At 72.2% G+C, this 20,688-nt stretch carries 18 protein-coding genes and 1 pseudogene; 7 read left to right on the forward strand and 12 right to left on the reverse strand.

Annotated elements, in window-relative coordinates; genetic code table 11:
• Window positions 1-164: pseudogene (locus tag CR938_RS08145) on the forward strand (IS1595 family transposase); the annotation flags it as partial.
• A 73-nt stretch (window positions 165-237) separates the two neighbouring features.
• Here CR938_RS08145 and CR938_RS08150 read toward each other — a convergent pair.
• The 5 genes from CR938_RS08150 to CR938_RS08170 are packed head-to-tail and all read right to left on the reverse strand — an operon-like array spanning window position 238 to window position 3,870.
• A complete protein-coding gene (locus CR938_RS08150; RefSeq protein WP_162124534.1) occupies window positions 238-1,023 on the reverse strand; it encodes a succinate dehydrogenase iron-sulfur subunit in 786 nt (261 codons plus the stop codon).
• Window positions 1,024-1,044: 21 nt separating this feature from the next.
• Window positions 1,045-2,835, reverse strand: coding sequence for a succinate dehydrogenase flavoprotein subunit (sdhA, locus tag CR938_RS08155; protein WP_162124535.1), 1,791 nt, complete (start codon window positions 2,833-2,835; stop codon window positions 1,045-1,047).
• Between the two features lie 28 nt (window positions 2,836-2,863).
• The gene (gene sdhD, locus CR938_RS08160) at window positions 2,864-3,247 is read right to left on the reverse strand and encodes a succinate dehydrogenase, hydrophobic membrane anchor protein (protein WP_162124536.1); all 384 of its coding nucleotides are present in this window, start codon (window positions 3,245-3,247) and stop codon (window positions 2,864-2,866) included.
• Window positions 3,244-3,636 (reverse strand): succinate dehydrogenase, cytochrome b556 subunit, encoded by a 393-nt coding sequence (gene sdhC, locus CR938_RS08165; RefSeq protein WP_162124537.1) that lies wholly within the window; start codon window positions 3,634-3,636, stop codon window positions 3,244-3,246. Before sdhC ends, sdhD begins: the two co-directional genes overlap by 4 nt.
• 60 nt (window positions 3,637-3,696) lie before the next feature.
• Entirely contained in the window at window positions 3,697-3,870 is a 174-nt protein-coding gene (locus CR938_RS08170) for a DUF1674 domain-containing protein (protein ID WP_162124538.1), read from the reverse strand.
• A gap of 95 nt (window positions 3,871-3,965) precedes the next feature.
• On the opposite strand from CR938_RS08170, the gene ygfZ reads away from it, so the two are divergent.
• Window positions 3,966-4,793, forward strand: coding sequence for a CAF17-like 4Fe-4S cluster assembly/insertion protein YgfZ (gene ygfZ, locus CR938_RS08175; protein WP_246191021.1), 828 nt, complete (start codon window positions 3,966-3,968; stop codon window positions 4,791-4,793).
• Window positions 4,794-4,797: 4 nt separating this feature from the next.
• Here ygfZ and CR938_RS08180 read toward each other — a convergent pair whose 3' ends face one another.
• Window positions 4,798-5,880 (reverse strand): ABC transporter ATP-binding protein, encoded by a 1,083-nt coding sequence (locus CR938_RS08180; RefSeq protein ID WP_162124539.1) that lies wholly within the window; start codon window positions 5,878-5,880, stop codon window positions 4,798-4,800.
• A gap of 274 nt (window positions 5,881-6,154) precedes the next feature.
• Between CR938_RS08180 and zwf the strand changes: the two genes are divergently transcribed.
• The 5 genes from zwf (at window position 6,155) to eda (ending at window position 12,087) form a co-directional block, all read left to right on the forward strand.
• Window positions 6,155-7,603, forward strand: a complete 1,449-nt coding sequence (gene zwf, locus CR938_RS08185) for a glucose-6-phosphate dehydrogenase (RefSeq protein WP_162124556.1) — start codon at window positions 6,155-6,157, stop codon at window positions 7,601-7,603.
• A 2-nt stretch (window positions 7,604-7,605) separates the two neighbouring features.
• Window positions 7,606-8,598: a glucokinase gene (gene glk, locus CR938_RS08190; RefSeq protein WP_425502428.1), complete on the forward strand. Its 993-nt coding sequence runs from the start codon at window positions 7,606-7,608 to the stop codon at window positions 8,596-8,598.
• On the forward strand, window positions 8,595-9,308 hold the full coding sequence (locus tag CR938_RS08195) for a 6-phosphogluconolactonase (RefSeq protein ID WP_162124541.1): 714 nt from the start codon (window positions 8,595-8,597) through the stop codon (window positions 9,306-9,308). Before glk ends, CR938_RS08195 begins: the two co-directional genes overlap by 4 nt.
• A 143-nt stretch (window positions 9,309-9,451) precedes the next feature.
• Window positions 9,452-11,365, forward strand: a complete 1,914-nt coding sequence (edd, locus tag CR938_RS08200) for a phosphogluconate dehydratase (protein ID WP_162124542.1) — start codon at window positions 9,452-9,454, stop codon at window positions 11,363-11,365.
• Window positions 11,366-11,424: 59 nt separating this feature from the next.
• Window positions 11,425-12,087: a bifunctional 4-hydroxy-2-oxoglutarate aldolase/2-dehydro-3-deoxy-phosphogluconate aldolase gene (gene eda, locus CR938_RS08205; protein WP_162124543.1), complete on the forward strand. Its 663-nt coding sequence runs from the start codon at window positions 11,425-11,427 to the stop codon at window positions 12,085-12,087.
• 7 nt (window positions 12,088-12,094) lie between these two features.
• Here the strand turns inward: eda and CR938_RS08210 are convergent, their stop codons facing one another.
• The 6 genes from CR938_RS08210 to CR938_RS08235 are packed head-to-tail and all read right to left on the reverse strand — an operon-like array spanning window position 12,095 to window position 20,615.
• Window positions 12,095-12,772, reverse strand: a complete 678-nt coding sequence (locus CR938_RS08210; protein WP_162124544.1) for a hypothetical protein — start codon at window positions 12,770-12,772, stop codon at window positions 12,095-12,097.
• A 32-nt stretch (window positions 12,773-12,804) separates the two neighbouring features.
• Window positions 12,805-15,945 (reverse strand): discoidin domain-containing protein, encoded by a 3,141-nt coding sequence (locus tag CR938_RS08215; protein WP_211365205.1) that lies wholly within the window; start codon window positions 15,943-15,945, stop codon window positions 12,805-12,807.
• 11 nt (window positions 15,946-15,956) lie between these two features.
• Window positions 15,957-16,793 carry a carbohydrate ABC transporter permease gene (locus CR938_RS08220; RefSeq protein ID WP_162124545.1) on the reverse strand — a complete coding sequence of 279 codons (837 nt, stop codon included), beginning with the start codon at window positions 16,791-16,793 and terminating at the stop codon, window positions 15,957-15,959.
• Window positions 16,790-17,668 (reverse strand): carbohydrate ABC transporter permease, encoded by an 879-nt coding sequence (locus tag CR938_RS08225; RefSeq protein WP_162124546.1) that lies wholly within the window; start codon window positions 17,666-17,668, stop codon window positions 16,790-16,792. Before CR938_RS08225 ends, CR938_RS08220 begins: the two co-directional genes overlap by 4 nt.
• On the reverse strand, window positions 17,665-18,951 hold the full coding sequence (locus CR938_RS08230) for a sugar ABC transporter substrate-binding protein (RefSeq protein WP_162124558.1): 1,287 nt from the start codon (window positions 18,949-18,951) through the stop codon (window positions 17,665-17,667). Before CR938_RS08230 ends, CR938_RS08225 begins: the two co-directional genes overlap by 4 nt.
• A gap of 8 nt (window positions 18,952-18,959) precedes the next feature.
• The gene (locus tag CR938_RS08235) at window positions 18,960-20,615 is read right to left on the reverse strand and encodes a glucoamylase family protein (RefSeq protein WP_162124547.1); all 1,656 of its coding nucleotides are present in this window, start codon (window positions 20,613-20,615) and stop codon (window positions 18,960-18,962) included.
• Between the last annotated feature and the right edge of the window lie 73 nt (window positions 20,616-20,688).

Below are 20,688 nucleotides of genomic sequence, written 5' to 3' on the forward strand. Positions count from 1 at the left end.
TCCGCCAGGCCAAGTACGCGCGGCGCTACCTGGCCGAAGCCGCCTACCGGTTCAACCGTCGCTTCCGCCTGCATGAGATGCTGCCGCGACTGGCCACCGCCATGCTGCGCTGCAAGCCTTGCCCCGAACCGGTCTTGCGCGCTGCGAGCAATTTTCATGGCTGAGGGTCGGGGCTAATCAGGAAAGGAAAAGGCCCGGGTTTCCCCGGGCCTTGCACGTTTCCGGCGGGCCGGCCGCTCAGGCGCGGCGGGCCATCATCAGCTTCTTGATCTCGGCGATGGCCAGCGCCGGATTCAGGCCCTTCGGGCAGGTCCGAGTGCAGTTCATGATGGTGTGGCAGCGGTACAGCTTGAACGGGTCCTCCAGGTCGTCCAGGCGTGCACCGGTGTCCTCGTCACGCGAGTCCACGATCCAGCGGTAGGCCTGCAGCAGGATCGCCGGGCCTAGGTAGCGCTCGCCGTTCCACCAGTAGCTCGGGCAGCTGGTCGAGCAGCAGGCGCACAGGATACACTCGTACAGGCCGTCGAGCTTCTTGCGGTCCTCCGGCGACTGCAGCCGCTCGCGGTCCGGCGGCGGCGGGGTCTGGGTGCGGATCCAGGGCTTGATCGAGGCGTACTGCGCGTAGAAGTGGGTCAGGTCCGGGACCAGATCCTTCACCACCGGCATGTGCGGCAGCGGATAGATCGCGATGACCTCCTTGCGGCAGTCGGCGATGGCCTTGGTGCAGGCCAGCGTGTTGGTGCCGTCGATGTTCATCGCGCACGAGCCGCAGATGCCCTCGCGGCAGGAGCGGCGGAAGGTCAGGGTCGAGTCGATCTCGTTCTTGATCTTCAGCAGCGCGTCCAGAACCATCGGGCCGCACTTGTCGAGGTCGATCTCGTAGGTGTCGGTGCGCGGGTTGGCGCCGTCGTCCGGGTTCCAGCGGTACACCTTGAAGGTGCGCACACGCTTGGCACCGGCCGGCGCCGGGTGGTGCTTGCCCGGAGTGATGCGGGAATTCTTCGGGAGTGCGAACTCTGCCATTGGTCTGTCTCTCGCCCTGGCTCAGTACACGCGCGGCTTGGGCGGCACCACATCCACATCCTTGGTCAGGGTGTACATGTGCACCGGACGGTAGTCGAAGCTGCAGCGGCCCTTCTCGTCGACGGTCACCAGCGTGTGCTTCAGCCAGTTCTGGTCGTCGCGCTCGGGATAGTCCTCGCGGGCGTGGGCGCCGCGGCTCTCCGTGCGCTGCTCGGCCGAGTTGATGGTGGCCACCGCGTTGAGCAGCAGGTTGTACAGCTCGTAGGTCTCGATCAGGTCCGAGTTCCAGACCAGCGAACGGTCGGACACGCGGACGTCCTCGAAGCTGGCGAAGATGTCGGCCATCTTCTGGCAGCCCTCGCGCAGCGACTCGGCGGTGCGGAACACGGCCGCGTCGGCCTGCATGGTGCGCTGCATGCGCTCGCGGATGACCGCGGTCGGGGTGCCGCCGTTGGCGTTGCGCAGCCTGTCCAGCAGGGCCAGGGCCTTGTCGCAGGCCGAGGCCGGCAGGCGCTTGTGCGGGGCGCCCGGGCGGATGGTCTCGGCGCAGCGGTTGGCCACCGCGCGGCCGAACACCACCAGGTCCAGCAGCGAGTTGGAGCCCAGGCGGTTGGCGCCGTGCACCGACACGCAGGCGGCCTCGCCCACCGCGTACAGGCCCGGCACGACCACGTCCGGATCGTCGCCGACCTTGCGCCCCACCTCGCCGTGGTAGTTGGTCGGGATGCCGCCCATGTTGTAGTGCACGGTCGGGATGACCGGGATCGGCTCCTTGGTCACGTCGACGCCGGCGAAGATGCGGGCGCTCTCGGCGATGCCCGGCAGCTTCTCGTGGATGACCTCCGGACCCAGGTGGGTCAGATCGAGCAGGATGTGGTCCTTGTGCTCGCCCACGCCGCGGCCCTCGCGGATCTCCAGGGTCATCGCGCGGCTGACCACGTCGCGGCTGGCCAGGTCCTTGTAGTGCGGGGCGTAGCGCTCCATGAAGCGCTCGCCGTTGCAGTTGCGCAGGATGCCACCCTCGCCGCGCACGCCCTCGGTGATCAGGCAGCCGGCGCCGTAGATGCCGGTCGGATGGAACTGCACGAACTCCATATCCTGCATCGGCAGGCCGGCGCGCATCACCAGGCCGCCGCCGTCGCCGGTGCAGGTGTGGGCGGAGGTGGCGCTGAAGTAGGCGCGGCCGTAGCCGCCGGTGGCCAGCACCACGCCGTGGGCACGGAACAGGTGCAGGGTGCCCTCGGCCATGTCCAGGGCCAGCACGCCGCGGCACACGCCCTCCTCGTCGAACACGAGGTCGAGCGCGAAGTACTCGATCATGAAGCGGGCGTTGTGCGCCAGCGACTGCTGGTACAGCGTGTGCAGGATGGCATGGCCCGTGCGGTCGGCCGCGGCGCAGGTGCGCTGCGCCGGCGGGCCCTCGCCGAAGCGGGTGGTCATGCCGCCGAACGGACGCTGGTAGATCTTGCCGTCCTCGGTGCGGGAGAACGGCACGCCGTAGTGCTCCAGCTCGATGATGGCCGGGATGGCCTCGCGGCACATGTACTCGATGGCGTCCTGGTCGCCCAGCCAGTCCGAGCCCTTGATGGTGTCGTAGAAGTGGTAGCGCCAGTCGTCCTCGCCCATGTTGCCCAGCGCGGCGGAGATGCCGCCCTGCGCGGCCACGGTGTGCGAGCGCGTCGGGAAGACCTTGGTCAGGCACACCGTCTGCAGGCCCTTCTGGGCCAGGCCGAAGGTGGCGCGCAGGCCGGCGCCGCCGGCGCCGACGACGACCATGTCGTACTTGTGTTCGGTGATCTTGTAGGCGGACATCGTTCCGTATTCCCTTGTGCGGGCGCGCTCAGCCGGCCAGCGCGATGCGGGCCACTGCGAAGATGCTGACGATGGCGCCCAGCACCGCGATGAACTTCACGCTGACCTGGAGCGCCAGCGCGATCAGCGAATTGTGGACGTAGTCCTCCAGGACCACCTGCATGCCCAGCTGGGCATGCCAGAACATGGCCACCAGGAAGCCGACCAGCAGCACCGCGTTCCACGGACGCGAGACGGCGTCGGCGGCGGTCAGGTAGTCGGCACCGACCAGGCTGACCACGAAGCAGAGGAACCACACGCCCAGCAGCACCAGGGCGGTGGCGGTCAGCCGCTGGTGGACGAAGTGCTGGGTGCCGTGCTTGGCGGCGCCGAGGCCGCGGACGTTCTTGAGGGGAGTGCGGTAACGGCTCACGCGACACCTCCGGACAGGACGAAACCCCAGACCAGCGCGGTGATCACCACGCTGCCGATCAGCGACAGCCAGCTGCTGCGCACGAAGGTCGGGATGCTGAAGCCGATGGCGAAGTCCTGCACGATGTGGCGGATGCCGTTGCACAGGTGGTAGGCGAAGCACCAGGTCCAGCCCAGCAGGAACAGCTTGCCGTACCAGGCGCCGGCGTGGGCGGTGACGCAGCTCCAGGCGTTGGGACCCAGCATCAGCGCCAGCAGGCAGGCGGCGATGACCAACGCGCCCAGCGCAAGGACGATGCCGGTGGCTCGGTGCAGGATCGAGGTCACCATCTGCACCTGCCAGCGGTAGATCTGCAGGTGGGGTGACAGGGGGCGTTCGCGAGTGCTCATTCGCTGGCTCGTTGTCTCGGCTGTGCGGCCGTGGCGGCCGCGTGGCTGATGGCCGCTGCGTCAGAAATCGATGCAGCGGCCGTTCTTTTCCCAGTCCCCGTAACGCGTCGGCTCCGGCCCCTCGCGCCCGCCGATCTCCTTCGGCGGCGACTTGCCGGCATCATCCTTGGGCGGCTGTGTTCCGGATTCCGGTGCCTGTCCGGATTCGGGAACGTTGGAGGGATGGCCTATCATGGGACTCCTTGCGATGCAGCAAAGTTTAAGTCCCGCTGAACGTGCCTGACAACCAGCCCACTTCCCATGCCAACGCCGCAGGCCCGCGCACGGCCCTGCAAAGCCAGGTGCTGGCGCTGGATGGACCGGACGCGGTGGCCTTCGCCCACGCGCAGTTCTGCAACGACGTGGCCGCGCTGCCGCCAGGCCGCTGGCAGTGGAACGCGTGGCTGACGGCCAAGGGCCGGGTGGTCGCGCTGTTCGCGCTGCTGCGCACCGGCGAGCAGGCGCTGCGCCTGCTGCTGCCGGACATGGAGGCCGAGGAGCTGGCCCAGGCGCTGCGCCGCTACGTGTTCCGGCGCAAGGTCGCCATCACCCCGCGCCCTGACCTGCACGCCAGCGGCCGCCTCGCCGCGCCACTGCGGGCGCAGGGACCCGTACTGGATGGTACGGAGGAGGACGACCTGGAGCTGGACTTCGGCGGCCCCGCCCTGCCCCGCAGCCTGTACCTCTCGCGCCGGCCGGCGGATGCCGATGCCGCGCAGGCCGAGGCCTGGGCCGCGGCCGACCTGCGCCTGGGCCTGCCGCGCCTGCCGGCGGCGCAGCGCGAGCAGTGGACGCCGCAGCAGCTGTCGCTGGAGCGGCTGGCCGCCTACAGCGTGCGCAAGGGCTGCTATCCGGGCCAGGAGATCGTGGCGCGCACCCATTTCCTGGGCAAGGCCAAGCGCGGCCTGGTCCTGCTGCGGGTGCCCGCGGGCACCGTCCCGGGCGCGGAGGTGGCGCAGGCCGGCGCCACGGTCGGCACCGTGGTCAGCGCCGCCGGCCACGATCCGCGCCTGGCCCTGGCGGTACTGCCGCTGGAACGCGACACCAGCGCGCCGCTGCAGGTGGACGGCGCCGAAGCCGTGCCCGAACCCTTCGTCGAGGGCCTGGCCCGCGCCTGAGCGCTCAGGGCCCCAGCCGGGCGCCGCCGTCCGGATCGAAGAAATGCAGGTGCGCCGGGTCGGCGCGCAGGTCCAGCTCCGCGCCCGGCGCAGGCAGGTCCTGCGGGGCCAGCCGCGCCACCAGGGACCGGCCGGCGAAGTCCAGGTGCAGGTAGGCCTCGCTACCCACCGGCTCGACCACCTCCACCCGTGCCCGCAGTCCGCCCCGTGGATGCGGCTGCAGGTGTTCCGGCCGCACCCCCAGCACCACCCGCCGGCCCAGCCAGGCCGCGGGCACCTCCACGCCGGGCAGCGGCACCGTGGCCCCGCCTTCCAGTGCCAGGCCCAGGCCGCCGTCGCCGCCGCGCAGCTCGCCCTCGAGCATGTTCATCGCCGGACTGCCGAGGAAGCCGGCCACGAACAGGTTGGCCGGCCGCTGGTACAGCGCCATCGGCGTGTCGATCTGCTGGATGCGGCCGCCGTCCAGGACCACGATGCGCTGTCCCAGGGTCATGGCCTCCACCTGGTCGTGGGTCACGTACACCATGGTCGCGCCCAGGCGCTGGTGCAGGCGCGCGATCTCGGTGCGGGTGGAGTGGCGCAGCTTGGCGTCCAGGTTGGACAGCGGCTCGTCCAGGAGGAACACCGCCGGCTCGCGCACCAGCGCCCGGCCCAGGGCCACGCGCTGGCGCTGGCCGCCGGACAGCTCGCGCGGGCGCTTGTCCAGCATGGATTCCAGCCCCAGCATCGCCGCCGCCTCCCGTACCCGGCGCTCGATCTCGGCGCGGGGATGGCCGCGCAGCTTCAGGCCGAAGGCCAGGTTTTCGGCCACGGTCATGTGCGGATACAGGGCGTAGCTCTGGAAGACCATGGCGATGTCGCGGTCGCGCGGGGCCACGTCGTTGACCACGCGGCCGCCGATGCGCAGGGTGCCGGCGCTGATCTCCTCCAGCCCGGCGATCATGCGCAGCAGGGTGGACTTGCCGCAGCCGGACGGCCCGACCAGCACCAGCAGCTCGCCGTCGGCGATGTCGAACGTGGCCCCGTGCACCGCCACGTGGCCGTTGTCGTACACCTTGCGCACGTCCTCCAGCTGCACTTCCGCCATCGCCTTCCTCCGTCTGCCGCCGGGCGCGCCCGGCACCGGCTGCCGATGATGTCACGCCGGCGCGCCCGCCGGCGTGTGCGGCGCCATGAAACGTTCCACGGGCAACCGTCGCCATGCGCCCGCGCGCCGCCGCCACGGTCACTGGACAAGGCCGGCGATGGGCGGTGATATTCGGGTGCTTTCGGCGCCAAGCCCATCCACGTCCCGCACCGCGCCGCGCGCGGGCACGCCACGAGGAAACCGAAGCCCGATGCCACACACGGAAGCCCACCGGATGCACGACACCCTGCTGCTGTTCGGCGCCACCGGCGACCTGGCGCAACGCTACCTGTTCCCGTCGCTGCTGCGCCTGCAGGAGGACGGCCTCCTGCCGGAGGACTTCCGCATCCGCGCGCTGGCGCTGTCCCCGCACGATACCGACAAGTTCCGCGGCATCCTGCGCGAGCGCTTCGCCCAGCCGGGCCCACGGGTGCCGGACCCGGCACAGGTGGAGGCGTTCCTGCAGCGGGTGGACTACCGATCGGTGGACATGCGCGACCCGGAGTCGGTGGCCGCGGCGGTGCGCGACCTGGTGTCGCGCCGCTGCGTCAGCTACCTGTCGATCCCGCCGGGGCTGTACGTGAGCACCTGCCAGGGCCTGGCCCTGGGCGGCGCGCTGGAAGCGCCGGCCCGGCTGATGCTGGAGAAGCCCATCGGCCACGACCTGGCCTCGGCGCGCGAGATCAACGCCACCATCGGCCGGCTGATCGACGAGGACCGCATCTTCCGCATCGACCATTACCTGGGCAAGGCGGCGGTGCAGAACCTGCTGGCCCTGCGCTTCGGCAACACCCTGCTGGAGGCGGTGTGGAACCGCAACTACATCGACTCGGTGCACATCCTGGTGTCCGAGAGCGAGGGCGTGGACGGGCGCAACGCCTACTACGCCCGTTCCGGCGCCCTGCGCGACATGGTGCAGAGCCACATCCTGCAGCTGCTGTGCCTGGTGGCGATGGAGCCGCCCTCCTCGCTGGAGGCCGACCGCATCCGCGACGAGAAGGTGAAGGTGCTGCGCGCGCTGCGCCCGCTGGGCCCGGCCGACGCGCGCCGCCACAGCGTGCGCGGCCGCTACGGCGCGGGCACCATCAACGGCGCCCCGGTGCCGGCCTATGCGCCGCCGGATGACAGCGATGTCGAAACCTTCGTCGCGGTCACCGCGCACATCGACAACTGGCGCTGGGCGGGGGTGCCGTTCCACCTGTGCACCGGCAAGCGCATGGCCGAGCGCTCCACGGTGGTGACCGTCACCCTCAAGCCGGTGACCCACTGGCTGTTCGAGCACCCGGACCGCGACAATGCCGTGCCCAACCGCCTGATCTTCCGCCTGCAGCCGCAGGAGGACATCGAGCTGGGCCTGATGAGCAGCCTGGCCGGCCCGGAGTGGGGCACCCTGGAGCTGCATCCGCTGGAGCTGGAGCTGTCCTCGCAGACCGGGCAGAACCGCCGCATCGCCTACGAGCGCCTGTTCCTGGACGCCCTGCACGGCAACCACGCCCTGTTCGTCCGCAACGACGAGGTCGAGGCCGCCTGGGCCTGGATTGACAGCGTAGTCAATGCCTGGCGCGAGGGCGGCGTGCCGCTGCAGACCTACCCGGCCGGCAGCTGGGGCCCGGAGAACGCGTCCTGCTTCCTGCCGGCGCGCTTCGACGCCCGCTCGCAGCCGGCGCCGTGCCACGGGGCATGAGCATGGCCACGCCGTTCCTGATCGCCGACATCGGCGGCACCAACGCCCGCTTCGGCCTGGCCGATCCGCAGGCCGACGTGCCGCTGCTGGAAGGCAGCGTGCACGAGTTCGCGGTGGCGCAATTCCCGTCGCTGGCCGACGCGGCACGGCACTACCTGGCGCAGGTGGACGCGCGCGCGCGCCATGGCGTGTTCGCCGTGGCCGGCCGGGTGGACGGGGACGAGGCCCGCATCACCAACCATCCCTGGGTGATCTCGCGCAGCCGCACCCGCGACATGCTCGGCTTCGAGCACGTGCAGCTGATCAACGACTTCGCCGCCCAGGCCATGGCCATCACCCTGCTGCGCGCCGGGGACGTGGTGCCGGTGGGCGGGGTCGGCTGGAGCCCGGCGCCGCTGGACCAGCCGCGCACCTACGCGGTGCTGGGCCCGGGCCCCGGCCTGGGCGTGGGCGGGCTGCTGGTCCGCGACGGCCGCTGCTACCCGCTGGAGACCGAGGGCGGGCACGTCAGCTTCCCGCCCGGTACGCCGGAGGAGATCCGCATCCTGGAGATCCTCTCGGCGCAGTTCGGCCGCGTGTCCAACGAGCGGCTGGTCTGCGGCCCCGGACTGGTCAACATCCACCGCGCCCTGTGCGAGATCGCCGGCGTGGACCCGGGCCTGCTGCAGCCGCGCGACGTGACCGCCCGCGCCGCCCAGGGCGACCCGCTGGGCATGCGCGCGGTGGACGTGTTCTGCGCCGTGTTCGGCGCCATCGCCGGTGACCTGGTGCTGACCTTGGGCGCCTGGGACGGCGTGTTCCTCACCGGCGGCCTGGTGCCGAAGATGCTGGACTTCCTGCGCCATTCCGGCTTCCGCCAGCGCTTCGAGTACAAGGGCCGGTTCTCGCCGACCATGGCGCGGGTGCCGTCGCTGGCTGTGCTGCATCCGCACGCCGGCCTGCTCGGCGGCGCGGCCTACGCCGCCGACCTGCAGCGCCGGGGGGTGATCGCATGATCGACGATCCGCGCATCGAATGGATCGCGCACCCGGATGCCGAGTCCTGGGTGCACGGCGTGGCCGCCGAGATGGAACAGGTGCTGGCCGAGGAGCTGGCCGCGCGCGGCGCGGCGCGCATGCTGCTGTCCGGCGGCACCACGCCGGCGCCGGTGGACGCGCAGCTGGCGGTGGCGCCGCTGGACTGGCCGCAGGGGACCGTCGGCCTGGTGGACGAGCGCTGGCTGTCGCCACAGGACAGCGCCAGCAACCCCCGCCTGGTGCGCGAGTGCCTGCTCGAGCGCGCCGAGATCGGCCACTTCGAGCCGCTGGTGCGCGAGGGCCTGTCCCTGCCGGAGGCGGTGCACGCCGCCAACCTGGAGGCCGGCCACGCGCCGGACGCCTGCCTGGCGGTGCTGGGCATGGGCCACGACGGCCACACCGCCTCCCTGTTCCCCGGCTCGCGCGACCTGGACCGCGCCCTGGCCAGCCCCCTGCCCTACGCGGCACTGGACGCCAGCGGCCGCCCGGTGGCCGGCGACTGGCCGCTGCGCATCACCCTCCCCCCCGCCGGCCTGGCCCGCACCCGCCACCGCCTGCTGCTGCTGCGCGGCGCGGCCAAGCGCGAGGTGCTGCAGCGCGCCCTGGCCGGCGAGGACGTGCGGGAAATGCCCATCCGCGTGGTCCTGGGCCTGCCGGGCCGGCCGCTGCGCGTGCACTGGTGCCCCTGATGGCGGCCGTCCCGACTCCGTGCCAGCACGCCCCGGCCGCGCCGCCGCCACGGCGCGCGGGCCGAAGACCGGGCCACCCGCATCCGCCGCCGGCCTGAGTCCGGCGCCCGCGCCGCCATCCCGCCTTCCCTCCCCGGACCGCCATGAGCCTGCATCCCCAGATCGAAGCCGTCACCGAACGCATCCGCCGCCGCAGCGCCGCTTCGCGTGCCGCCTACCTGGCCGGCATCGAGCAGGCGCTGCGCGAGGGCCCCACCCGCGCTCCGCTCAGCTGCGCCAACCTGGCCCACGTGTTCGCCGCCTGCGCCGAGCACGACAAGGCCCGCCTGCGCGGCAGCCAGGCGCCCAACCTCGGCATCATCACCGCCTACAACGACATGCTCTCGGCGCACCAGCCGTACGAGCATTACCCCGAACGGATCCGCGCCCTGGCCCGCGCCCTGGGCGCCACCGCGCAGGTGGCCGGCGGCGTGCCGGCCATGTGCGACGGCGTCACCCAGGGCCGCCCGGGCATGGAGCTGTCGCTGTTCTCGCGCGACGTCATCGCCCAGGCCACCGCCGTGGGCCTGAGCCACGACGCCTTCGACGCGGCGGTGTTCCTGGGCATCTGCGACAAGATCGTGCCCGGCCTGCTGATCGGCGCCCTGGCCTTCGGCCACCTGCCGGCGGTGTTCATCCCCTCCGGGCCGATGCCCTCGGGCATCCCCAACAGGAGGAAGGCCGAGGTGCGCGAGCGCTACGCCGCCGGCCAGGCCAGCCGCGAGGAGCTGCTGGAGGTGGAGGCGCAGTCCTACCATTCGCCGGGCACCTGCACCTTCTACGGCACCGCCAACTCCAACCAGGTGCTGTTGGAGGCGATGGGCGTGCAGCTGCCCGGCAGCTCGTTCGTCAACCCCGGCACGCCGTTGCGCGCGGCGCTGGACGAGGCGGCGGTGCGCCGCGTGCTGCAGATGACCGCACTGGGCGACGACTACCGCCCGCTCGGCCGGCTGATCGACGAGCGCGCCATCGTCAACGCCATCGTCGCGCTGATGGCCACCGGCGGCTCCACCAACCACACCATCCACTGGATCGCGGTGGCGCGCGCGGCCGGCATCGTCCTGACCTGGGACGACATGGACCAGATCTCGCAGGTGGTGCCGCTGCTGGCCCGCGTGTACCCCAACGGCGAGGCCGACGTGAACCGCTTCCAGGCCGCCGGCGGCACCGCCTTCGTGTTCCGCGAGCTGCTCGACGCCGGGCTGATGCACGAACTGCCCACGGTGGTGCCCGGCGGCATGCGCGAGTACACCCGCGAGCCGCGCCTGGCCGACGGCGCGCTGGCCTGGGCGCCGGGCGCGGCCAGCTCGGCCGACGAATCGGTGGTGCGGCCGGTGACCGCGCCGTTCGAGGCCCAGGGCGGCCTGCGCCTGCTGCGCGGCAACCTCGGCCGCGCCCTGATCAAGCTCTCGGCGGTCCAGCCCGAGCACCGCCGCGTCGAGGCCCAGGCGGTGGTGGTGGACGCCCCGCAGAAGCTCAACAAGCTGCACGCCGCCGGCGTGCTGCCACGCGACTTCGTGGCCGTGGTCCGCTACCAGGGCCCGCGCGCCAACGGCATGCCCGAGCTGCACTCGCTGGCGCCGCTGCTGGGCATGCTGCAGAACCAGGGCCGCCGGGTCGCCCTGGTCACCGACGGCCGCCTGTCCGGCGCCTCGGGCAAGATCCCGGCGGCCATCCACGTCACCCCCGAGGCCGCCCGCGGTGGCCCGATCGGCAAGGTCCGCGACGGGGACGTCATCCGCCTGGACGCCGAGGCCGGCACCCTGGAGGTGCTGGTGGACGCGGCGGAATGGAACGCGCGCGGATACGCGCCCAACACCAGCCCGGCCGGCCACGACCTGGGCCGCAACCTGTTCGCCTTCAGCCGCGCCAACGTCGGCCCGGCCGACCAGGGCGCGCTGTCCATCTCCTGCGGCCCGCCGGCGCCCGATGGCACACCGTGGAACTACGACGCCGAATACGAGCTGGGCGGCGCCGCGGAGGCGGTGCTGGCCCCGCACGACGCCAAGGACGCCTGAGCCGCACGCGCGGCTAGAATCCCGGACAGCACGCTCCACCCGCACGGAACCCGTACCCGATGAGCATCGCCCAGACCCAGTCCCAGGCCGAACAGCTGCTGCACCAGGCCGGCATCCTGCCGGTGGTCACCGCCGACAGCGTGGACGAGGCGCGACGGCTGTCCGCCGCACTGCTGGAAGGCGGGCTGACCGCGATCGAGCTGACCCTGCGCACACCGGCCGCGCTGGACGCGCTAGTGGCGCTGAAGAAGGAACTGCCCGGCATCGCCGTGGGCATGGGCACGGTGCTGACCGTCGAGCAGATGGAGAAGTGCATCGAGCTGGGCGCCGACTTCCTGGTCACGCCCGGCACGCCGCCGGAACTGGCCGAGGCGCTGGCCAGGGCACCGGTGCCGGCCGTGCCCGGCGGCGCCACGCCGACCGAGTTCATGGCGCTGATGGCGCGCGGCTTCCGCGTGTGCAAGCTGTTCCCGGCCAACGCCGCCGGCGGCCTGGCCATGGTCCGCGGTCTGGCCGGCCCGCTGGCCGGGCTGAAGCTGTGCCCCACCGGCGGCATCACCGAGGACACCGCGCCCGAGTTCCTGGCCCAGCCGAACGTGGTCTGCGTGGGCGGTTCGTGGATGGTGCCCGGGACCTGGCTCAAGGCCGGCGAGTGGGACAAGGTCCGCGCCTCCGCGGCGAAGGCCGCCGGCATCGTCGCCGCGGCGCGCCAGGCCGCCTGAGTGCGCCTCAGCCCGCCGGCGGCGGGAACTCCAGCACCAGGCGCTGCCCGCGCCACAGCCGCGCCTGCAGCAGATACCAGGCCACCAGCAGCAGGCCGAGCTGCCACTCCAGCGCGTTCCCCACCCGGTCCTGCAGGGCGCGGTCGCGCAGCAGCGCGTCCGCGGCGACGCTGGCCACGCCCAGCAGCAGCATGCCCGCGCACACCGCGCACATGGCCCGCCACAGGGCCGGCCGGCGCGCAGCGCCCACCTGCCGCCAGCACTGCAGGAAGCGCAGCTGCGCCAGGAAGCCGCAGCCGAAGAACACGGTGATGCCGTACCGGCGCAGGAAGGCGTAGGCCGCGCCGTCGCTGCCGAGGAAGGTGGCGTACACCGCCAGGGCCGAGGCCGCCAGTGCGCCCAGCGCCACCAGCAGGCGTTCCGGCGCGGCGGACACCCAGCGCGCCGCCAGCCACCAGTGCGCGGCCAGCAGCAGCGCGCACGGCGGCACCAGCAGGCGGAACAGGGCATTGCCCAGGCTGTGGCGCGCGGCGCGGCTGATCGAGGTGCAGCCGTGCAGGTACGGGATGCAGGCCTCGACGTGGCCGGCGCGCAACGACAGCCACCAGACCAGATGCGCGGCCAGCAGCAGCGCCAGCGCGACCAGCAGCGGCAGCAGTCCCGGGCGGATGGATGCGCGCGCCATGGTGCCTCCCTCGCGCGCGGCGCCGGCGGTTGCTACGGCCCCGGTGCCGCGACGCGCACCCTGGCGCCGGCGCGGGTGATGCGCAACTCCCCGTCCTCCCAGGCCGCCGGCCGGCCGTCGATGGTGGTGGCGCCCGGCGCCCCCGCGTACGGCCATGGCAGCACCAGCCCGCCCGGCGGCAGGTCCGCGCCGGCGGCCACGTCCAGGTGCAGCGCGCCGTCCACGCGGCGCAGCGCATAGCCCAGGCGCCCCCAGGGCGTGTGCAGCCCCTCCACGGCGATGCCCTCCCCGTCCAGCCAGTCCGCCGGCACGCCGGCGGCCAGCACCAGGCTGGCGTCGCGCTCGCGCACGTAGGCGAACATGTCCAGGGCCGAGCGCAGGAAGTCGGAGGCCACCCAGGCGTGCGGCAGGTCGCCGACGAAGAACGGCTTGCGCGGGGTGGACGAAACCACCTCGGCCCACTGGTTCCAGGCCGGTGGCACGCGGTCGGCGAAGAAGTACTCGGTCGCCTGCCAGGCGCGCGCGCGCCAGCCCAGGCGCACGAAGGCGGCCACGTTGCGCCATTCGTAGGGCGTGTAGTCCTTCCATTCGCGCAGGCCGTCACGGCGCTCCACGAACTGCCGCCAGTAGCGTTCGAAGGTGTTCTCCAGCAGGTCGCGCGGCAGCCAGTCCTGCTCGCCGCCGGGGGCCAGGGCAATGGTGGTCGAGGTCGGGTCGAAATCGCCCAGCTCGGCCGCGCCGGGCAGGTAGTCGATACCGTGCCGGCGCACCGCGGCCTGCAGCGAGGCGGCCAGGTCGGCGCGGAAGCGGTCGCGCGCGGCGGCCATGCGCCGCGCCTCGGCCTCGCGGCCCAGCGCCCTGGCGATCTCCACCGCGTCCTTGTAGCCGCGCAGCGCCCAGAAGTTGTCCCAGTACGAGTGCATCGGCTTGGCCGAATAGCCCTCGTGGCTGATCGAGGCCGGCATCATCCCGAAGAAGGCCGGGTTGCGGCGGCGGTTGGCCGCGGTGCGCTCGCTGGCGGCCAGCCGTTCCATGTAGGCGAACGCCCCCTCCACGTGCGGCCACATCCGCTCCAGGAAGGCGCGGTCGCCGGTGTAGCGCCAGTACTCGGCGATGGCGAAGATCAGTTGGCCATGGCTGTCGTTCTCCGGCACCGGGTCGCTGCCGCGCGCGTCCACGCAGCACGGCACCTTGCCGTTGGCGAACTGGTACGGCGCGTACCATTCCAGGTACTGGCGCACCACCTCCGGGCGGCCCAGGCGCAGCAGTCCCTCGGCGATCATCGCCCCGTCGCGGATCCAGCTGCGCGAGTACGAGCGCGTGCCCGGCTGCAGGCGCGGGCCGACGCGCGAGATGAGCATGTGTGCCAGCGCGGTGCGCACGGTGTCGGCCAGCTCCCGCCCTTGCGGCGGCAGGCGCAGCGCCACCTGGCCCAGGCGCTGCCGCCACATGGCCTCGACCTCGGCCTGCGCCCTTGCGGCATCGAAGCCGGCCGGCAGCCGCGCCTGTCCGGACAGCGGCGCCACCAGCGCCACCTCGCGGCTCTCGCCCGGGGCCAGGCGCCAGCGGTACAGCAGCATGCCCGAGGCCAGTCCCGCCGGATCCTCGGCCGCGGTGTCCGCCGGGATGTCGCCCGCGGCCAGCCGCTGCACCTCCAGCCCGGACTCGAACGGGGTGGCGAAGGCCGCGTCCGGCGCCTGCGTGGCGAACACGCGCGGCCGCCCGTCCACCTCCACGGTGGTTCCGTCCATGCGCAGGCGGTGGATGGGACTGACACCGCCCACGGTGTTGAGGAACTGGCTGGGCGGGTTGACCTGCAGCGGCCGCACCGCCAGCGCCAGGGTATACTCGCGTGGGTGCGCCCCCGGGTTGGACAGGCGGTAGCGCGCCACCAGCCGCGCGTCCTCCGGGCTGCCGTGGGCGAACACCTGCACCTGCAGCGGCACTTCCGGGCCGCCCGCCTTCGCCGTCCACTCCACCCGCGGCATGGGCAGGCCGCCCTCGGGCAGCGCCTGCCGCGGTTGCACGTCGGCCCAGGCGTACACGCGCCCGTCCAGCAGCACGAACGGCTCGATGCTGAAGCCCCCGCGCGCCACCTCCACCGCGCCGTCCTCGCCCACCAGGCCCTGCTCCAGGCCGCCGTCCAGGCCGACGATGGTCCAGTACGGCTGCTCGCCGCTGAAGCCGCGCGGCAGCCAGCCGCGCGGCAGTTCCGCCGCCACCGCCCTGAGCATGTCGTTGGGATGTGCGGAGAAGGCCAGCGGCTGCACCCGGGCCTCGGCCAGGGCGAAGCGGCCCTCCCCTTCGAAGGCCAGGGCGATGCGTCGCGCCTCGGCCTCCGGCAGGGCGATCCAGTCCGTCCCGCCGCGCCCGCGCGTCACCTGGTGGACGGGCCGCCACCGTCCCTGGCCGTCCTCCAGCTCCACCGTGTAGCGCGCCACCCGCCGCCGCGCGTCGGCCCAGCGCAGCACCAGGCCGCCGAACTCGCGCACCTGGCCCAGGTCCAGCACCAGGCGCTGGGCGCCGGCCGCCTCCCAGGCGGTGGCCGGATCGCCGTCGATGGCGCGGACCGGGTCGCCAGAGCCGGCCTGCGCGGCCACCGCCGCCGGCGGCGTGGCCGGCTCCGGCGGCAGCGGCTCGAAGCGCAGCTGGTCGAAGCACACGCTGCCGCGCCCGCCGGCGTTGTTGTAGACCGTGAACTCGATCCTGGCGCTGCGGCGGAGCACGCGGTCGGGATCCGGGCCCCAGGCCTTGTCGATGTGGCGGGCACGGTAACGCACCTCCGTCCACTCCCTGGGCCAGGCGTAGCGCGGGCGGTTGACCCACCAGACGTTGTCGCCGCTGGCGTCGATCAGCTTGAACTGCAGGTCGTTGGCCGGCGAGTCGCCGCGCAGATGGAAGGTGAAGCGGTAGTTGCCCGGGTACTCCAGCGGCAGGTCGCGCTGGATGCCCACGTGGCCGGAGACGCCGTTGAAGTCGTAGTCCAGGCACAGCGCCCGGCCCTGCCCGCCGTCGGCCTGGCGCAGGCTGCCGCTGACCTGGTCGGACACCCCCACGGTCCAGGCCGAGGCGTCCTCGAACCCGTCCAGCAGCCGCGCCTGCGCGGCCGCCTCCGGCCGCGCCACGGCCGCCAGCACCACGAGCGCGGGCACCCGCCAGGCACCTTTCGCCATCACCACCTCCATCAGCCCTTGACGCTGCCCAGCAGCAGCCCCTGGATGTAGTAGCGCTGCAGCAGCAGGAACAGCAGCAGCACCGGCAGCACGGTGACCACCGCACCGGCCATCATCATCTCCACGTCCATGATGTGCTCGCGCGAGAGCGAGGCCAGCGCCACCGGCAGGGTGTAGTGCGCCTGGTCGGTGAGCACGATCAGCGGCCACATGAAGTCGTTCCACGCCGCCATGAAGGTGAAGATGGCCAGGGTCACCAGCACCGGCTTGAGCATGGGCAGCACGATCCGGAAGAAGATGCGCCACTCCCCCGCCCCGTCGATGCGCGCCGCCTCCAGCAGCTCGTCCGGGATCGAGCGGGCGTACTGGCGCACCAGGAAGATGCCGAACACGCCGGCCAGCGCCGGCAGGACCACGCCGCCGAAGCTGTTGACCAGCCCTAGCTGCTTCATCATCAGGAACAGCGGCAGCATCGCCACCTGCGCCGGCACCACCAGCGCCGCCAGCAGCAGCTGGAACACCCGGTCGCGGCCGCGGAAGCGCAGCTTGGCGAAGGCGTAGCCGGCCAGCGTGTTCACCAGCAGCGAGCCCACGGTGATGCTGCCGGCCACCAGCAGGCTGTTGGCGAAATTGCGGCCCATGCCGGTGCGCGCGAACAGGGCACGGTAGTTGTCCAGGGTGGCGGCCGAGGGCAGCAGCGGCGGCGGGAAGCGGCTGGCCTCGCCGGCGGGCATGAACGACACGGCCACCATCCACAGCAGCGGCGCCAGGGCGACCGTGGCCAGGCCCAGCAGCGCCAGGTTGACCAGCAGCGCGTGCCAGCGCGACTGCCCCACCTGCCGGCTCATACCGCCCCCTTGCGCCGGCCCAGGCGCAGCATCAGCGTGGTGGCCGCCAGGATGACCAGGAACAGCAGGAAGGCCACGGCCGAGGCACGGCCCAGGTTCCACCACTTGAAGCCTTCCTCGAACATGAAGTACAGCACGCTGACGGTGCTCTGCAGCGGATCGCCGCGGGTCATCACGTAGGGCTCGGCGAACAGCTGGAAGTAGCCGGAGACGGTGATCACGCCCACCACCAGCAGCACCGGCCCAAGCTGCGGCAGGGTGATGTGCCGGAACTGCTGCCACCGCGAGGCGCCGTCGATGCGCGCGGCCTCGTACAGGTCCTGCGGGATGGCCTGCAGGCCGGCCAGGAATATCACCATGTTGTAGCCGAAGTTCTTCCACACGGCGAACAGGATGATGGTGGGCATGGCCCAGCGCGGGTCGCCCAGCCAGTCCACCGGGGCGATGCCCAGGTGGCCCAGTGCCCAGTTCACCAGGCCGTAGCTGGTGTGGAACAGGTAGCGCCAGATCACCGCCACCGCCACCAGGGTGGTCACCACCGGCGCGAACAGCGCGGTGCGGAACAGCGCCTTCAGCCGCGCCACCGGCGCGTTGAGCAGCAGCGCCGCGCCCAGTGACACCGCCACCGACAGCGGCACGCCCACCACCACGAAGTAGCTGGTGTTCCACAGCGACTTCCAGAACAGCGGCGTGCGCAGCAGCGCCAGGTAGTTGTCCAGCGCGACGAAGCGCAGGTTGCGCATGTCGGCCAGCGCGTACAGGTCGAAGTCGGTCAGGCTCAGGGCCAGGGCCGAGAGCACCGGCAGGCCGAAGAACAGGCCGATCACCAGCAGCGCCGGCCCCGCGAACATCCATCCGGCCAGGCTGCGGTTCATGGCGCCGCCTCCGCCACCGCGCCGTGGGCGCGCACCCAGCGGCGTTTCTCCAGGATCGCGTCCACCCGCGCGTCCAGCTCGCGCACCGCCACGTCCTGCGGCAGGCCGCCCCGCACCACCTGCTCGGTGACCAGGCGCATCTCCTGCACGATGCGCTCCCATTCCAGCACCTTGGGCGTGGGCCTGGCCCGCTCCAGCTGGTCGCGGAAGGCGCGCGCCAGCTCGTCCTGGGCCAGGGCCGGGTGCTCCCAGGTGCTGCGCCGCGGCGGCAGGTTGCCGATCAGGGCGTGGAAACGCTGCTGCACGTCCGGCCGCGAGAGGAACTCCACCAGCTTCCAGGCCTGCGCCTTGCGCGGCGAGGTGCGGAACAGCACCAGCGCGGTGCCGCCGGCGATGCCCGCGCCCGGGCCGTCCGGGCCGGGCAGCGGCATCGTGCCCCACTGCCCTTCCAGTTCCGGCGGCTGCCGGCGGCGGAACTCGCGGATGTTCCAGGGACCGGACAGGTAGAAGGCGTAGAAGCCGTTGAAGAACTCGTCCCAGACGTTGGAGATCTGCGTCTCGGACATCTTCGGCGCCCAGCCCTGCTCGAAGACGTTGGCGTAGAAGGCCAGGGCGCGGCGGAAGCCGGCGCTCCGGAAGTTGCCGCGGGTATCGCCCTCGCGCAGCAGCGGGTCGTCCTGCTGCAGGGCCAGCGACAGCTGCTGCTCGAACTCGTTGAGCGGCATCAGGATGGCGTAGCGTCCCGGGCCGACGTGGCGCTTGACCGCGGCCATGGCCTGTTCCCACTCGGCCCAGGTGCGCGGCGGCCGATCCACCCCGGCCGCGGCCAGCAGGTCCTTGCGGTAGAACAGCAGGCGTGTGTCCACGTACCAGGGCACGCCCACCGGTTCCCCGTCCACCACCGCGGTGTCCCAGATGCCGGGGAAGTAGTCCTGCGGCTCGACCACCGCCGAGGCATCCACGTACGGCTGCAGCGGCTCCAGCGCGCCGAGCGTGGCGAACTCCGGGATCCAGGTGTTGCCCAGCTGGCACACGTCCGGCAGCGCGCCGGCGGCGAAGGCGGTCAGCAGCTTCTCGTGCGCGGCGGTCCAGGGGATCTGCTGGATCTCCACGCGCAGGCCCGTCTGGCGTTCGAACTCGGGCACCAGCTCGGCCACCACCTCGGCCTCGCGGCCCATGGCCCAGAACCGGATCGGCTCGTCGGCGGGCTGGCGCGCGCAGCCGGCCAGCAGCCCGGCCAGCAGCAGCCGGCAGGCCCACACCGGCAACGACGGCAGGCGCATGGAACCGGTCACGGCGGCGGTTGCGCGCGTTCGGAGCCGGGCTGCCGCTCCTGGCGCTGCTGTTCCTTGAGCTGGGCCTCGGCCGCGGCGGCGCGCGACTCGGCCATGCCCAGCTCGCGCGCCAGCGCGGCGTTCGGGTTCACCGCCTCGTCCTCCGCCTCGTCCTCCGGCGACAGCCAGCCGCCGCGGAAGCCGGCCCGCTCCAGCCCGCGGCGGATGTACGGGCTCTTCTTCATCACCGACCAGACGAACTCGTTGCGGTAGTTGGCGATCATCGCCAGGATCGGCCCCTGGTCGATGGCGATGTAGTCGCTGGCCACCCAGCCCTTGCCCGGCACCAGGCGCCCGGTCTTGAGCGGGATGTCGAAATCGAAGCTGGGGTTGAACGAATCCAGGAAGCCGTAGCTGGAGTACAGGTACTCACCGTAGCGGCGGTGCATCTCCTCGGTGGCGGGGATGACCACCTCCGGCGCGAACACGATCGAGGAGATCGCCGCGGTCGGCGCAATGGTGCCGTCGTCGAAGTTCTCGCGCAGGCCGGCCCCGCGCGAGGAATAGTGGCGGAACTCGCGCTCCTCGCCGCGGTAGATCTGGCGTGTGTTCTGCGGGCCGTCGCTGGCGGTCAGACCCCAGACGTTCTCGCCGTAGTCCTTCCACTTCATCGGATTGGCGATGGCGTACTCGCGCTGGGCCAGGGCGGCGCGGCGGCTGTTGAGGAAGTAGTCGATGCCGCGCTCGCGCATGTACTGGTCCTGGATGTCGCGGAAGTCGATCCAGACGTGGCTGTACTGGTGACCGAACAGCGGGCCGAAGCTCAGGTACTCCTGGCCGTAATACACGCCCCAGTCGTTGTTGTAGGTACGCGCCCAAACCGTCCAGGCCTCCGGCTCCACCGGGTGGGTCGGCGAGCCCAGGGCCAGGATGTACAGCAGCATGGCCTCGTTGTAGCCCATCCAGTCGTGCTGGATGAACCCGCTCTCCGGGAACCAGCCCATCGAGATCAGTGGCGGGCGCACCTGCCGCCACTTCCACTCCACCCGCCGGTACAGCTGGTCGGCGATGCGGCGGATCTCCTGCTCGCGCGGGTCGTCGCCCTCGTAGTAGGCCTGGGCGAACAGCACGCCCATCATCAGGATCGCGGTGTCCACGCTCGACAGCTCCACCCAGCTGTCGTAGCGGTGGCCGTTCTGCATGTCCAGGAAGTGGTAGAAGAAGCCCTTGTGGCCGGCGCGCCCGGTGCGTTGCGGCCCCTGCGGTGCGTCGCGCAGGAAGCGCAGCGTGGTCAGGGTGCGGTCCACCGCCTGGGTGCGGCTGACCCAGCCGTTCTCGATGCCGATCGGGTACGCGGTCAAGGCGAAGCCGATCGCGGCCACCGAGGCGAACGGCCGCGAGGGGTAGCGGTCCGGGGTCAGGCCGTTCTGCTCGTTGGTGGTATCCCAGAAGAACTGGAAGGTCCGCTTCTCGATGTCGCGGAACAGCGGCGGCAGCTCCGGCCGCGGCGGGCGTTCCGGCAGCACCGGCTCGATTAGGATCACGTCGGGCTTGGGTTTGGGCGGTTCCGGCGGCTGCGGCGGCTCGCGCCGGCAGCCGGCCAGCGCCAGCAGCAGCGCCGCCAGCGCGAGGAACCCTGCTTGCCTGTGTCGGACGCTCAATGCCTGCTCCATCGCTTTCCGCCGTGGCGGGCGCCTCCCTGGCGGGAGGGCCCGCGGTGGCAGCCCCGGCCGGGAGAGGTGGCCG

The sequence above is a fragment of the Pseudoxanthomonas taiwanensis genome, from assembly GCF_010093135.1.
Classification (GTDB): Bacteria; Pseudomonadota; Gammaproteobacteria; order Xanthomonadales; family Xanthomonadaceae; genus Pseudoxanthomonas; species Pseudoxanthomonas taiwanensis.

Coding starts and splice junctions, on each gene's coding strand:
- CR938_RS08150 (WP_162124534.1), bottom strand. CDS start 1,023: ATGGCAGAGTTCGCACTCCCGAAGAATTCCCGCATCACTCCGGGCAAG.
- sdhA (WP_162124535.1), bottom strand. CDS start 2,835: ATGTCCGCCTACAAGATCACCGAACACAAGTACGACATGGTCGTCGTC.
- sdhC (WP_162124537.1), bottom strand. CDS start 3,636: ATGAGCACTCGCGAACGCCCCCTGTCACCCCACCTGCAGATCTACCGC.
- CR938_RS08170 (WP_162124538.1), bottom strand. CDS start 3,870: ATGATAGGCCATCCCTCCAACGTTCCCGAATCCGGACAGGCACCGGAA.
- CR938_RS08180 (WP_162124539.1), bottom strand. CDS start 5,880: ATGGCGGAAGTGCAGCTGGAGGACGTGCGCAAGGTGTACGACAACGGC.
- zwf (WP_162124556.1), top strand. CDS start 6,155: ATGCACGACACCCTGCTGCTGTTCGGCGCCACCGGCGACCTGGCGCAA.
- glk (WP_425502428.1), top strand. CDS start 7,606: ATGGCCACGCCGTTCCTGATCGCCGACATCGGCGGCACCAACGCCCGC.
- CR938_RS08195 (WP_162124541.1), top strand. CDS start 8,595: ATGATCGACGATCCGCGCATCGAATGGATCGCGCACCCGGATGCCGAG.
- edd (WP_162124542.1), top strand. CDS start 9,452: ATGAGCCTGCATCCCCAGATCGAAGCCGTCACCGAACGCATCCGCCGC.
- eda (WP_162124543.1), top strand. CDS start 11,425: ATGAGCATCGCCCAGACCCAGTCCCAGGCCGAACAGCTGCTGCACCAG.
- CR938_RS08210 (WP_162124544.1), bottom strand. CDS start 12,772: ATGGCGCGCGCATCCATCCGCCCGGGACTGCTGCCGCTGCTGGTCGCG.
- CR938_RS08215 (WP_211365205.1), bottom strand. CDS start 15,945: ATGGCGAAAGGTGCCTGGCGGGTGCCCGCGCTCGTGGTGCTGGCGGCC.
- CR938_RS08220 (WP_162124545.1), bottom strand. CDS start 16,793: ATGAGCCGGCAGGTGGGGCAGTCGCGCTGGCACGCGCTGCTGGTCAAC.
- CR938_RS08225 (WP_162124546.1), bottom strand. CDS start 17,668: ATGAACCGCAGCCTGGCCGGATGGATGTTCGCGGGGCCGGCGCTGCTG.
- CR938_RS08230 (WP_162124558.1), bottom strand. CDS start 18,951: ATGCGCCTGCCGTCGTTGCCGGTGTGGGCCTGCCGGCTGCTGCTGGCC.
- CR938_RS08235 (WP_162124547.1), bottom strand. CDS start 20,615: ATGGAGCAGGCATTGAGCGTCCGACACAGGCAAGCAGGGTTCCTCGCG.